We start from the raw sequence: 13,239 nt of genomic DNA, 5'->3' as shown, positions 1-13,239 counted from the left end.
TCCGCGGGGGGGGTGGCGCGGGGGGGGACCATACACCGAAGCGCCACGAGCCGGGACAGGAACGGTGGCGGTTGCGATGTACCCCCCCCCCCCCCCCCCCCCCCGTGGTGCGCACGTGGATCACGCCCAAGGCCGTGAAGGGAGTACCCAGCGGGATCGCCGGGCGCGGTCTGCTGGCCGTCGAGCCGATCGGGTGGGGGGAGGTGGTCGCGGTCAAAGGCGGCCACATCGTGACCACCGAGGAGCTGCGGTCACTTCCGGAGCGGCTCCAGGACTCCGACGTCCAGATCACCGATGACCTGCACCTGGTCGCACTGACCGACGACGAGTACGAGGCCGTGATGCTCTTCATCAACCACTCGTGCGGACCCAACGTCGGCTTCGCCGGGAACGTGGTCCTGGTCGCCATGCACGACATCGCCGCCGGCGAGGAACTGACGACCGACTACGCGCTCTTCGACGACTACGACGGCGCCATGGACTGCGCATGCGGCCATCCCGACTGCCGTCGGCGGGTGGACGGGAGGGACTGGCAGCGGCCCGAACTGCAGGAGCGCTATCGCGGCTGGTTCTCCTGGTACCTGCAGCGCAAGATGACCGACACACACCCGTGATCGGTGAGCGATGGCCGCCGCCATGGACGGGATCCACCAGAGGGTGTCGCACCTCCTCCCTCGTGGACAGACCTCATCGGCGCCGGTCGTGCGCGACGACCTGCGCCGTGCCCTGGACCGGCCGGTTTTCGAGTGCCTTACCTCGCACGTTCGCAAGACCGTGGCCACCCGGCTCGACGACGCGGGCCTGTCCGCCCGGCAGATCGCCGACCACCTCGGTCACAGCCGGCCCAGCCTGACCCAGGACGTCTACCTCGGCCGCGGCACCGCCAGTCCCCGCACGGCGGCGACCATCCGCTGTGCCCTGTAGCGATCAGCAGCGAGGGGTTCCCGTGGCGGGCGACGACGCCGGGCGACCCGAAAGTCGGGGGTTTACAGCGAGCAGCACGATTGATGGTCGGCGCATCGCGCCACCGACGAGGCGCTCACCAGGAGCTCTGCTCCCCCGATTGGACTCGAACCAATAACCCTGTGAGTTGATCTTGGGAGTGTTGGCAGGGGTTGCCAATGACGAACATGCAGCTCAGGGCTTATTCGCATGATCGGCCGTTGTTGGTCATCGTCGGACATTGGGGGTGGTTCGTTGGTCGTAAGTCGGTCGCGCCGCCGCCGCCGACCTGGATCCACCAGATTCTCAGCCGTCGGATCGAAGGCTGAACCGGTAGAGCAGTTCTGGTCACACTCCTGACCATGGCGAAGCTTTCGCTGGCCGCCGCGAAGGCCCAGCTGTCCAAGCTCGTCGCCCGCGTCAGCGGGCAGCACGAGCGCGTCTACGTGACCGTGCACGGCAAGCCCTCCGCCGTCCTGCTGGCACCGAGGACCTCGAGCCCCTCGAGCACAACGCGATCGGAGGTGCTGGGCCGGCGGTGCGGACGTGCACGGCCCGCTTCTGCAGTGAGATCAGCAGCTCGACCAGCGCCCACAGCCTGTCGCTGATTAGCCGTGGTGGCGGGCAAGACACCGATGACGCGCCTGAACCTGCGCCGATGCTGCACAGGCGCTGGGAGCCCGAGGGCCTACTTCCGCAACGTCTCATACCCCAGCGGGGACGTAATTCCTGGCCGATCGCCCCTCGGCAATCCCCGGCTACAGCTGACCTGTCCCGCAAAGCCACCTTTGGGTCCGGCTGACGCGGGCTCTGACCCCGCGGGGATTACGATTTGACACATGCCCGGGGAAGGCGACACCGAGGGCGCTCCGCGCGACTGCGGGTCTTGTCTCGCCTGTCACAGCGGCGGGACACTCCCAGCGTGTCACCTCCCGCTGATCAACAGCCACAGCTGACGGAGCAGCAGTCGCGGACCTGGCTTGGGAAGCGGCTCAAGGTCATCGAATGGCAGGATGCCAGCGCGCCGGCGTCCGACGATGGTGACCAGTTCGAGTATTTCGTGGATCGGCCAGAGCGGTCGAAGGCGACATCTTCGACCCCGGGGGACTACATACACGCCGACACACTCGAAGCTGCGTCTAAGTGGGCTGCCGGCGGATTCACGGCCCTGCTGACCCTGCTTCTGTTCTTTGGCGTTAAGGATGGAGTGCTGGATCAGGCGCTTAGAGTCAATCCTCTGGCGTCACTCGCCGTCATTTTGTTTCTTGGGTGCGGCCTCCTTGCCGCCCTCTTTGCGCCTGCTGTCGACCCCCGCGTGCGACTGAAGCTTTGGGCGGCCCTGGCTGCCGTCGGAACGATGATCGTTATCGCCGCACTGTTCTTCCCCAACGTGCGACCCCTGACCGACTCCGACGATGACAGTTGGGCCCCCTGGTGGGTAGAGGCCAGCCTCACAGTCGGAGCAGCCCTGGTCGCGTTGGCCGCAGCTTTTGCCATACCAATCTTTATTGGCTTGATTCGCGAGAACTCGAATAGGCAAGCGAAACAATCAGAGGCAGCGGGCCAACCGAAGGTCGAAGAGGGGAGATCGTCCGGTGGTACCGAGAGGCGTCGCTTACTAGTATACATCGCTTTTGCGGTGGTGCTGGAGATTCTCGCGGTCGGGTACCTGTTTAGGGACGCAATCTCACTTCAGACCATCCTGGCGGCTGCAGTCTTTCTACTGTTCACGGCCTGCATCGCCTGGGCTTTCGTAGTAGATGCATCTTTCGCAGCTGCGGCGGGCATAATAATCCTCGGCGTTGTCGCGACGTCCCTGGGTCTCTACGGCGCAGCGAAGCTCTCCGTAGAGTCAAAATTGCTGGCGGTCACCCCGAAGGTCACAGCCGCTTTAGCGACAGAGGATGACCAGCCTGTCGTACGGATACGTGCCGAAGCGTCGCGGCTGAGCGGGCAACACCTGAGGATCTGGATCGACGGGACGCCTCGCTTGGACATGGGGCAGCCCCCCGACGCTCCCGTCAGTGACGTGGACGGGGTTGGCGAGGATCCGGTTCACCTGTGGACCAGCATCCTCCAACCGGACGCTCTTGACAGCGTGGACTGGGAGCTCGATGTACCTATTCTCCGCGAGCGATGGGAAATGTTGTTCGTCCATCACTGCATAGTCAATGCAGAAGGCAGCGAAGATGAGTGTTCGGAGGACGGGGAAACCACGGTTCTCGCGATGAATAACCCGCAGCGCGGCATGGAGCTGACGGGGCACATAGTCGCAAAGTCGGCATCAAGCTTACAGGTCACCTTGAGGGGAATAGGCGTAGCGCCGGGAATAAGGATCGTCGCGGAGGTGTGCCGTGTGAATCGAGATGGCCAGGGAAGCCATCTGGCGTCAGCCACCTTGGCTCCCGATGTTAATGGCCAATTGACATGGAGTCCGGAAGTCCCTGCGGGCACCATAGGAGATGTCCTGCTCTTGCGCTACAAAGAATGCCGGCCGGGACTCATCTGCCCTGAGGAGATGGCTGAGTTGGCACGCTACACCCTTCCGTAAGCGCGTCTCAGCATATTTAAGGACGCAGAAGCAGTCCACCAGGCGCCGCGAGCGGCGCGTCGGAGAGCGGGAGCACAGGAGCTTTGAGGAGTAGGCATGGAAGTATGGATTAGCCTCGCAACGGTTCTAGTGGGCGCCCTGGCGACGGGCATCCTGACCTACGTCAATGTTCGGTCCCGGAGTAGAGCCGAACTTCATGAGACCGAGCAAAGGTTGCTTGCAGACCGTCGCCTTCCATATTATCAGCGCCTCTTTCAGATCTCCGCCATAATAGCCGAGGAACCGCGCTCCGCGGAAAACACCTGGCGGTCGAACCCTCGGGACGCCGTGCAAGTCCTGCAGAACTGGTACTTTGTGGACGGTGCAGGGATGTTCCTTACCGACGCTGCGCGCAAGAAGTTCTTTGCACTGATTAAGGCTCTCCGGAAAGGACTGTCCCCACCGGATGTGATGCGGCCGATGTCAGAAGAAGAGGTACGACAGATTTGCGAGCTGGCTGAACGGCTGCGGCAGCAACTGACTCAAGATGTCGCCGTCAGTCAAGAATTACGGATGGGTGCGGCTGACACCGCGGTAGCAGAAAGAGCTTGATAGCCGTTCGGCATGCGACGAGGTCAGCCGGTGCCCCGTCCGGGAGCAGCTGACTCCGCGGTGGGCCCATCCCGGACGTACTCAAGTGTCATCCTGCGATCTGTCTCGGAGCATGGCCAAGAAGCCCGAGCCGGAAGTCATCCCTGGAGGCCGCACCAGCGTCGACTTCAAGGCATCCCAGCTGTCGGCGTTGAGGGTGCCTCGCACCCGTTTCGACTCGCGACAGGTTGGGGCCCAGCCAGACCCGCGCGGCCCGAGCGTCGGCCAGGAAGCCGAGCGTCACCTGTGAAACCTCAGACGGTCACAGTGATAGGTCCGCCGTCCGGTTGATCGTCGCGTGCGTCACCTGGACCCGACCCGCCGGACTCCGAATTCCCTTCTCGCAGTTGCTGATGCCTCCATCGAGGTGAGCGGCATGAGTTGAACCCAAGCCGCCCCCCTGCGGCTGGACTGGAGCATTCAAGATCACGGGCCATCACACCTCTTGCCTGCAGGATTGGCCAAGAGCGGGCCGCTGGCCGTCGGCGCTCCTGCCTAGTCAGCCTCGTCGCACCGGTGGGTCCGTCAGGGGTTGCTCCGCGGCGGCTGCCCACAGTTCGCCAGGCCAAGGTTGTCCACGCCCTGCGCCTCGGCGAGGCCCGCGACGGACGGACCGAACCCAGGCCCAGCCGAGTGAACTGACGACGGTCCCGGCGCAGTTGTGATCGTTGGGGCTGGGAGCGGCCAGCGCACACGGCGTGGCGGCCAGCACGGATGCAGCCGCAAGTCCCCAGACGGTGGCAAGGCGAGAAGCGGACACGGACACGGGCACGGGGCACCTCCAAGAGCGCGGGATCCGGAGGCCAGCGTCTATGCAGCGCACGGACGTGTCACCACCTTCCTGTGCGCCCGCCGGGCCTGTCCGGCGATTGAGCCTGTCGGACAGTGCTGCACGTCCGGACGATGTCTGGCTCGGTAGCCCTGGTGGAGCAGTACTGGAGAAGGACTGCAGCAGGCTTGTCACGGTCGGAGCCGGACGGCGACATCGTCATCCACAGGGCTCGGCGCTGTCCCCAGAATCTCGCGCCGTCACCGCGCGGTGTCGCCCTCGTCACAGAGCCTGTTCCGGCCGGTACTCCCCTGCCCCCGGCGAGGAGCGCGGAAGTCGTCATGGGAAGGCCGCCGCTGCCGGTGGGGACCTTCGGCATGATCGACTTCCTCGTGGTCGGCAAGGGCCGGGTGCGGGCCCGGGCCAGCTTCCGCGACTTCGACGGCCGGCGCCGCTTCGTCACTCGCTACGGCTCTACCCGCGCGCACGCTGAACGCCGGCTGCGCGAGGCCCTGCGCGATCGCGGTGGAATGGCGACGCCGGCCGCGACCGCCGACAGCCGGCTGGCCGCCGCCGCGGCACTGTGGCTGGCCGAGGTCGAGGCCAGCGAGCTAGCCACCGGCACCAAGCGGCTGTACCGCTTCGTCGTCGACTCCTACGTCCTGCCCGGCCTGGGCGAGCTGCGGCTGCGCGAGGTCACCGTCCCCGCGGTCGACCGGCTGCTGACCGCCGTCCGCGGCAGCCACGGCGTCGGCGCGGCCAAGTCCACCCGCAGCGTCCTGTCCGGGATCCTCGCTCTCGCTGTCCGCCACGGCGCCCTGCCCACCAACCCGGTCCGGGAGACCTCCCTGCGACGGACCGCCCGGCCGGCGAAGACCCCGCGGGCGTTGACCGTCGCCGAGACTCAGCGGTTGCGGGGAGAGCTCGCCAGCGACCCTGAGGCCGTTCGGCTGGACCTGCCTGACTTCGTTGACCTCATGCTCGGCACCGGCGTGCGCATCGGCGAGGCCTGCGCGGTCCGCCCGACCGCGCTCGACCTGGACGCCGCCACCCTGGCGGTCACCGCCACCGTCATCCGCGTGTCCGGCCGCGGCCTGGTTATCCAGGAGGTGCCCAAGTCCGACGCCGGGCGGCGCACCATCGCCCTGCCGCCCTTCGTGGTCGACCTGCTCCGCCGCCGCTGCGCCGCCAGGCCCTCGGACGCCGACCCGCCGGTGCTCTTCCGCAGCCCACACGGCCGGCTGCGGGATCCGAACAACACCAGCGGCGACCTGCGCAGCGCTCTCGACCGGGCCGGCTTCGACTGGGTCACCTCGCACACGTTCCGCAAGACCGTGGCCACCCGGCTCGACGAAGCCGGACTGTCTGCCCGGCAGATCGCCGACCACCTCGGCCACACCCGGCCCAGCCTCACCCAGGACGTCTACATGGGCCGCCGGCTCGCCAGCCCCGAAGCGGCCGCCGCACTGCAGCGCACGCTGTAGCAGCACCCTTCAGTCGAGGCCGCCCGGCTCCACCGACACTCCCCCGTGCGGCCGCGCCGTTGCCGGCCACCGTCACGCCGTCTCCGGAGATGCCTCGACAGCGGTCGCACCGGGCTGTGCGGAGAGGGGTTTGTTGGTCGTCTGTTGGCCCTTGGTAGATCAATTGCCGACTCAACAAACCACTGACCTGCGGTTTTGCTCCCCCGATTGGACTCGAACCAATAACCCTGCGATTTGGCGATGAGTCCTTTCCGTGATTGCCCGCGACGTACCGAACCCGCCCCTGACGTGCAGATTCGTGACAGCCATGGATCCGGGCCGGTACCGTCGCCACCCGCCGGTATCCGTCACTTATCAGGGGTAAATCATGGGCAGGCCAGGGCTGGCGCTCGCAACGGCAGGCAAGATCCGCTTCCACACCACGCCGTCCGGATATCGCGCCGTCGCCTGGCACCGGGACCACGACGGCAAGTGCCGCCAGGTGGAACGCAGCGCCCGGACCAAGGCGGCCGCCGCAGCAGCGCTGCGGCTTGCCCTGCGCGACCGTGCCCGCTTCGACATCGGCGGGGACATCACTCCCGACACGCGCGTCAGCGTGCTGGCCGAGGCGTGGTTCACCGGCCTCCAAGACCTCAGCCCCACGACCGTGCAGGTGTATCGCCATCGCCTCGATCAGCAGATCCTTCCGGGCCTGGGCAGCCTGCGGGTCCGCGAACTCAGCGTCGGCACGATCGAGCGGCACCTGCGCCTCATCGCCGACAAGCACGGCCCGGCGATGGCGAAGATGACCAAGAGCGTCCTCAGTGGCGTCTGCGGCCTGGCCGCTCGTCACGACGCACTCGACCGCAACCCCGTCCGTGACACCGGGAGCATCGAGGCACCGGTCAAGAAGGCGCCGAAGGCACTGACCGCCGACGAGGCCCGCACACTCTTGACCCGGCTCTGCTCCGATGAGCAGGCCAGCAGGAACGACGTGCCCGATCTCGTGGCCTTCATGCTGGCCACCGGTTCCCGGATCGGCGAAGCAACGGCCGTGACGTGGAAGGGGCTCGACCTCGACGCCGGGACTGTGGAGATCCGATCGACGGTCGTCCGGGTGAAGGGTCAGGGCCTGGTGCGCAAGAGCACGAAGACGGCCTCGGGCGCGCGCACGCTGCTGCTCCCGCCCTGGTGCGTGGAGATGCTGCGGAGCAGGGCTTCCCGCGTCGGTGCGGGTGAGCCCGCCGCAACGGAGGAGGTGCCGGTGTTCCCGGCTCCGCTCGGCGGATGGCGCGACCCCTCCAACACGCAGGCCGACCTGCGGGCCGCCTTCTCCACCGCCGGATTCGACCACATCACCAGCCACGTGATCCGCAAGACGACCGCGACCATGCTCGACCACGCCGGCCTCTCCGCCCGCGCCATCGCCGACCAGCTCGGCCACGCCAACCCGAGCCTCACCCAAGACACCTACCTCGGCCGTCAGGTCGCCTCGACCGGCGCCGCGGCAGCGCTGGAAGCGCTACGACCCTCGGGCTCCGCCCCCGTGCACGACGACCGGGGCGCATGATCCGAGCCGCTGACCGCCACGGGTCCCCCTACCGCATGCACTCGTCCGCCTCAGCACTCCTCCGGTCGGACTCCGGTTGTGCTGTCCGTGGTCGGTCGCCTGCGGCGACGCGACACCGAGTGGTGGCCGGACGCGCGGCGATCGGCTGGCCGGAGGACAACAGGAGGCCGCCCGGGCAGCATGCCGCCATGGGCTCCCGACCTGTGACCGACGGGACGATCGGCACCTCCCCCACCGGGCCGGACGAACTGCTGACCGCCGACCAGGCCGGTGAATACCTGGGCACGGGCGAGCGATTCATCCGCCGCCTCATCGCCGAGCGCCGCATCGACTACGTCAAGCTTGGCAAACACGTCCGCGTGCAGCGGTCGATCCTGGACGCATTCATCGACTCCGGCCGCATCCCTCGAGTGCCGCGTACTCACTGACCGGGTGACCGTCGCCCAGGAGAGCGCAGCAGCGCGGCCGAACGGCCCCTCGTCAGCGCCGCAGGCGTCGCCGTGTTCCTCGACGCCCATGCCCCGGCGATGCTGCGCGCCGCGGTGCGTTCGGCCGTGGCCGAGTTCAGCCAGGCGTGCCCTCCGCGTCGCAGGCCCAGTCACGTCCGGGACATTCGCCGTCGTCCCCTTCGGCTCTGTTCTTGTCTTGCTGGTCGGCGCCTTGTGACGTCCCGAGCAGTCCGCCCCAGTTCGCTCCCATGGGGAGTCCGTTTGCTGTATGGGTTGCTGTAAGTCTCACTCGCACTCGGTCGTGTCGCGGGCAGTCGCCGGGACGTCGCTGTCCTGTCTCGCCTCTGTCCCTCATGGCGGCTTATGGGGCACCGTGGAGCGGCCTGTCAGGGAGTGGGCCCGCTCAGGACCCCCGAGCCGCAGTCGACGACTGCCACCTCCGCTGGTACCGGACACGAACTCCGGAGGGGAGGATGTGAGATGACCATGCTCCCCGAGCTCCGACTCGCCTTGAGCATGCGAGGAGTGGCGAGCCGCGCCGTCGTGACCCGACGCGACAGATGCGCGCCCGTCATCGGGCCGCTGCTCCGTTTCGGGCTCCAGCGCCAGTCGAGGGCGGCTGGAAACAGCGCCTCTCGCGCGGTCGCTCATGCCGGCCACATGCCACGGTGTGTTCCTTTACGGGGCGGTCCGTCAACTTGGCCCCATCGTCGGACCCACCACGTGCAGAAACCTCCGGCTGAATGTCCTCTGCCGCTGGCCCGATGACACCTACCACCGAAGGTCTTGGCATCAAGGGCGAGCGCAAGCTGGGAGCCTGCACGCCGATGACGCTATCCGAGGAAGCGTCGACCCCTCCGCGCGAGAGCCGAGCGCCAGCTACTGGTGGCTGGCGGCATATTTGGCGGAGGTTTGGTCAAGTAGTGGATCTCGAGTTCCCCAACGCCTTCGCGATGGGATCGACGGACGAGTCCCCCAGTCACTGGGATGTTATCCGTTGACTTTGATGCGAAGAGGCCGCGTCGCTGACGGACCGTCGCGACCGTGAGGACCAAGTCTGGCAGCGCGTCCTCGGACCAGACGGGGACATCGCCGTAACCCCGCTGACCCGCGCCAGCCATCTTGCGCACAAAGAACCTCAGACGAACAGGCGTCACACTGTGTGGCGAGACATTGAGGCCGGTGAAGGACTCATCGGCCCGGACCCATCCGCTGACCGGCATTCTCCATTCGACCGCCGGTGAGCTCAGACAAGCCCCGATCAACGCATCGGGTTGAAAACTGTGATTGACGCAGAGCACGTCCAGGGTGATCACAAGCTGTGCTGCTGGATCGGCAGGCTCACACACGAGCAGCCTCGTCCGCCCTCCCTCCTCCGCGTCTCGCACATAGAGACGTTCCTGGGTCTCGCCGAGTTGAATAAGCAAGTGGGGACGGTTGCGGGAGATGTCGAGCCCTCGCGCCAAGACAAACGTGAGGAGGACGCCGCTCAACCCACCGAGCAGCAATTGCTGCCATGAGACACTCATGGGCACCCTCAGCTAGCGCGACGGCCCGACCACGCCAGCCACAGGTCAACGGATGCCGCTGACTTTCCAGCGGTCCGGGTTTGAGCGTGGAAGGGTCGACAGTGGCCGGATTGACATGGGTCTCGATGACCGTCACCACTAGAGGTGTGCGACTGCATTGTGAGCGATAACGTGCTCATGCAGCCTGATCCTCGAATTACCGGGCCCCACGGCGACAGCATCACTGATCATTAGGTGCGCAGTGACGGTCGCCCGTCACCCGATCCTGCCGTCACCTCGACCGCGCTTACTCCACCGGTCTTGGTTGCGGCTTCGACATCCGATGCCGACACGTTGAACGGTGATGCTCCCAGCGCCTGCCTCATCGCGGCGATGACACGATCAGTGAAGAGGCCGGCGAGGCCACCTATGGCGGCCGCAAAGGCCAGTGATCCCTCTCCGCCCACTGCCGTCCCGAGCAGCCCCGCGACGACGACCACGTAGAGGAGGACTCCCACGCCCGCCGCGGACAAGGGGCGGTACAGGTACCAATACTCCCACCGCTCCTCCAGCGTCCGGTGTCCTGACCTGTTGGCGAAGATCATCGTCACGGTCACCATGCTCCCCAACATCGCGGCCAGCATGACGATCAGCAGCAGGCTGAACTGCGCAGTGGGGTGGAAGCCCCACCAGAACCAGTTGACGCGCACCCTGTGGGGTCGTGGCCCCACGAGCCTGTATGCCGTCGACCACGCCCACAGGAAATGCCCCAGGACGACAACGGTCAACGCAAACAGCCAGACGCCGACGGCGCGCCTGGAACGGTCGGACATGGCTGCGCCAGGTGAGGCGAGCCGACCTCCAGGCTTCCCAAATCCCTCACCGCTGGGCTAGCCGCTCTCGGATGCTCCGCTGCCGACCAACTCGACGGATAGGTCCGCCGCTTGGGTGGCACCGCCCTTTGTCTCCCGCACATCGTCGAGAACCGCTGTCGCACCCGGCGAGGTGAGCGGCGCGTCAGCAGTCGTGGGCTCGTCTTCAGGGGGTCCATCGCCAGCGACCCGCTGCGAGTTCGTCGACGTCGTCACGACAACTCCCGCCTGGTAGTCCGCCGTCATAAACGCCGCGCCAGATGCGCGAGCCCGAACAACGGGACCGTGGTCGGCGACCGCGGGAAGACTAGGCGACCTGCGTCACCGCCGTGTCACCGCCGCGTGACCGTCGCATCGCCGGTGCGGACCAGCGGACCGGCGCGTCCTGGGCAGTCCTGCGGCGTCCCGAGCAACCATCCGGGGACCAGACCGGGTTGTGACGGAGGGCTTGGAGAGCACCGGCGAGGCGCTCAAGAGCGGGCCCGACCTGGCCGGCAAGTACTCAGGGGTGACCTTCCTCGGACTGGCGTCCGTGTGACCGCCGGTCTCCGCCGGAGAGGTCCTGAGACCTTGTTCAGGCGGTGCCGACGTCAGTTGCCGCGGCTTGGTAGGAAGTTAGGCCGACCACAGCCTTCGCCGACCCTGCTTTGGGCGCCCCAAGGGCGTTGCTCGTCCCACTCCGCGCTGTTCGTGCCGGCCTGCATGCAAGCGAAAGCGACGACGGGCTTAAATTGAATTTCGGCGTCGTGATGGCGACACTTCCAGGACAGACGTCTCTCGTAACCTCCGCAGCTACCGACACCTTCATCCTCATTGGCGCACCCATGATCGAACCTCTGCCGACCGAGAGCTTCTTGGACATCTGCCCATCCAGCGTCTGAGTCTGCCTATTTACAGTCAATCGACCCCTGCCCTACTTCACGTTTATCATTGCTCCCTTGGGCTCGCGAAAGCAGGCCGCGCCGGTCGCGTTGAAAAATGCTTCAACAGTCTGCGCGCTGCTCGCTGAAATACTTCTGGTGAAGCATGGGTCAATCCTTGGGTTGTCGGCGGACGACGGCATGAGCTACGAGATCGACCTGACCGACAAGAACGCCAAAGAGCTGCGGAGCGCCTTCTCCCGCTACGTGGAGGCCAGCTGCAAGATCAGCGGGCACTACGTCGGTCAGCGCTCCTCGGGGAGCTCGGGCACCGCGCGGAGCTCCAGCAGCAAGTCGGACACCGATCCTCAGGCCGTCCGCGCCTGGGCTGCGGCGAACAACATCGAGGTGTCCGCCCGCGGCCACATCCCGAAGAGCATCGTCGACCAGTTCCGCGCTGCGGATGACTGACGCACTTCGAGATGTCCGCCTCGGCTCATTGAAAGCGGTTCCAAGCCATTTGGAGGGCTTGAGGCGGGCGTCATGTCATCGAAGGGTTAGTTCTGCAGTGGATGCCAAGCAGTGCATGCCGCCATATTACGAAGCGCCGCGTCACGAACTGCTGCACAAGCGCGCACAGCCGTGTGCTCCCCCCACCTGTAGCAGATAGGCTTCGGTAGAAGCCCGTTGTGTTTCGCTGGCTGCTTCCTTATAATCACACTGGTCGTGAGGGTAGTCCGCCCACGGGTTTCCGTCATATTCGTAAGTCAAGTCCAGCCAGACCTGATCACTGCTCCGTAGCTAACCATTAATCTCTGCGACGACAACGCGGGGCCGGCCGGTGCGGCCGTGCACCGCCGGAGGGCGGGGTGGGATCAGCGGCTCGACCAGCGCCCACAGCTCGTCACTGATCAGCCGCGGCGGCGGGGACGACGCCGGCGACGACATGTGCCGCAGCCTGCGCCGACGCCTCGTGGGCGGACAAAGCCCGAGGGCCTACTTCCGCAACGTCTTCTAACTGCCCGTCATTACCGCCCACAGCCGCAAGCACGCTGCGATGGGCCGGGATAGGCTCCTATTCCCCGCCAACCGCGGCGAGCAACTCGCACCGTCCACCCTCTACCGGGTCTTCTACCCGGCCCGCACGAAGGCCGGACGCACCGACCTCCGGCTCCACGACTTGCGCCATACCGGTGTCGTACTCGCCGCCTCGCCGGGCGCGACCTTGGCCGAGCTGATGGCCCGACTCGGCCACTCCACGCCGGGAGCGGCGCTGCGCTACCAGCACGCGACCCAGGACCGGGATCGGGTGATCGCCGCCGCACTCTCCGAACTCGTCGCAGGCCGTGTGACACCGATCGGATCGACCGACCGACACATCCAGCAGAAGCTGTCGAATCGCAGAGATGCGCTTCGAGAGAGGGTTCTGCGCGCCGTGCAGTAGGGATGCCACGACTGCGCCGAGCCAAGATTCCTATGGTCCCATTAGTCATAGTCCGGTAGCGGGGTAGCATGGACACATTCGATCCCTATTTTGGGATCGCCCGCTCCCGGCAAGAGTCAAAGAATTGCAAGGTGGAACCGTTCTCGCCAGGCATGATGCTTTGCTGGGCGCGTCGGGGGGG

The 13,239-nt window shown here is 66.3% G+C and carries 10 protein-coding genes and 2 pseudogenes; 10 read left to right on the top strand and 2 right to left on the bottom strand.

Annotated features, from left to right (window positions below; all coding sequences use genetic code 11):
* The first annotated feature begins 134 nt into the window (after positions 1-134).
* From ACI8AD_RS24115 to ACI8AD_RS24080, 8 genes and pseudogenes are all read left to right on the top strand, one after another.
* Entirely contained in the window at positions 135-614 is a 480-nt protein-coding gene (locus ACI8AD_RS24115) for an SET domain-containing protein (RefSeq protein WP_456873065.1), read from the top strand.
* 160 nt (positions 615-774) lie between these two features.
* On the top strand, positions 775-924 hold the full coding sequence (locus ACI8AD_RS24110; protein WP_456873064.1) for a hypothetical protein: 150 nt from the start codon (positions 775-777) through the stop codon (positions 922-924).
* 380 nt (positions 925-1,304) lie between these two features.
* Positions 1,305-1,421, top strand: a pseudogene (locus tag ACI8AD_RS24105) (type II toxin-antitoxin system prevent-host-death family antitoxin); the annotation flags it as partial.
* A gap of 443 nt (positions 1,422-1,864) precedes the next feature.
* Positions 1,865-3,493 (top strand): hypothetical protein, encoded by a 1,629-nt coding sequence (locus tag ACI8AD_RS24100; protein WP_456873063.1) that lies wholly within the window; start codon positions 1,865-1,867, stop codon positions 3,491-3,493.
* A gap of 96 nt (positions 3,494-3,589) precedes the next feature.
* Positions 3,590-4,084 (top strand): hypothetical protein, encoded by a 495-nt coding sequence (locus tag ACI8AD_RS24095; RefSeq protein WP_456873062.1) that lies wholly within the window; start codon positions 3,590-3,592, stop codon positions 4,082-4,084.
* Between the two features lie 1,149 nt (positions 4,085-5,233).
* Positions 5,234-6,376 (top strand): site-specific integrase, encoded by a 1,143-nt coding sequence (locus tag ACI8AD_RS24090; protein ID WP_456873061.1) that lies wholly within the window; start codon positions 5,234-5,236, stop codon positions 6,374-6,376.
* Positions 6,377-6,743: 367 nt separating this feature from the next.
* A complete protein-coding gene (locus tag ACI8AD_RS24085; RefSeq protein ID WP_456873060.1) occupies positions 6,744-7,925 on the top strand; it encodes a site-specific integrase in 1,182 nt (393 codons plus the stop codon).
* Between the two features lie 203 nt (positions 7,926-8,128).
* Positions 8,129-8,353, top strand: a complete 225-nt coding sequence (locus ACI8AD_RS24080) for a helix-turn-helix domain-containing protein (RefSeq protein WP_456873059.1) — start codon at positions 8,129-8,131, stop codon at positions 8,351-8,353.
* 1,780 nt (positions 8,354-10,133) lie between these two features.
* Here the strand turns inward: ACI8AD_RS24080 and ACI8AD_RS24075 are convergent.
* Positions 10,134-10,715, bottom strand: coding sequence for a hypothetical protein (locus ACI8AD_RS24075; RefSeq protein WP_456873058.1), 582 nt, complete (start codon positions 10,713-10,715; stop codon positions 10,134-10,136).
* A gap of 977 nt (positions 10,716-11,692) precedes the next feature.
* Between ACI8AD_RS24075 and ACI8AD_RS24070 the strand changes: the two genes are divergently transcribed.
* Complete coding sequence (locus ACI8AD_RS24070; protein WP_456873057.1) at positions 11,693-12,085, top strand: histone-like nucleoid-structuring protein Lsr2; 393 nt, start codon at positions 11,693-11,695, stop codon at positions 12,083-12,085.
* Between the two features lie 354 nt (positions 12,086-12,439).
* Here ACI8AD_RS24070 and ACI8AD_RS24065 read toward each other — a convergent pair.
* A pseudogene (locus ACI8AD_RS24065) lies at positions 12,440-12,562 on the bottom strand (IS5/IS1182 family transposase); the annotation flags it as partial.
* Positions 12,563-12,671: 109 nt separating this feature from the next.
* Here ACI8AD_RS24065 and ACI8AD_RS24060 point away from each other — a divergent pair.
* Positions 12,672-13,058 carry a tyrosine-type recombinase/integrase gene (locus tag ACI8AD_RS24060; protein WP_456873056.1) on the top strand — a complete coding sequence of 129 codons (387 nt, stop codon included), beginning with the start codon at positions 12,672-12,674 and terminating at the stop codon, positions 13,056-13,058.
* Positions 13,059-13,239 lie beyond the last annotated feature (181 nt).

This window comes from Geodermatophilus sp. SYSU D00766 (genome assembly GCF_054049915.1).
The sequence above is the reverse complement of the archived record's forward strand: the minus strand, read 5'-3'. Positions and strand labels throughout refer to the sequence as shown.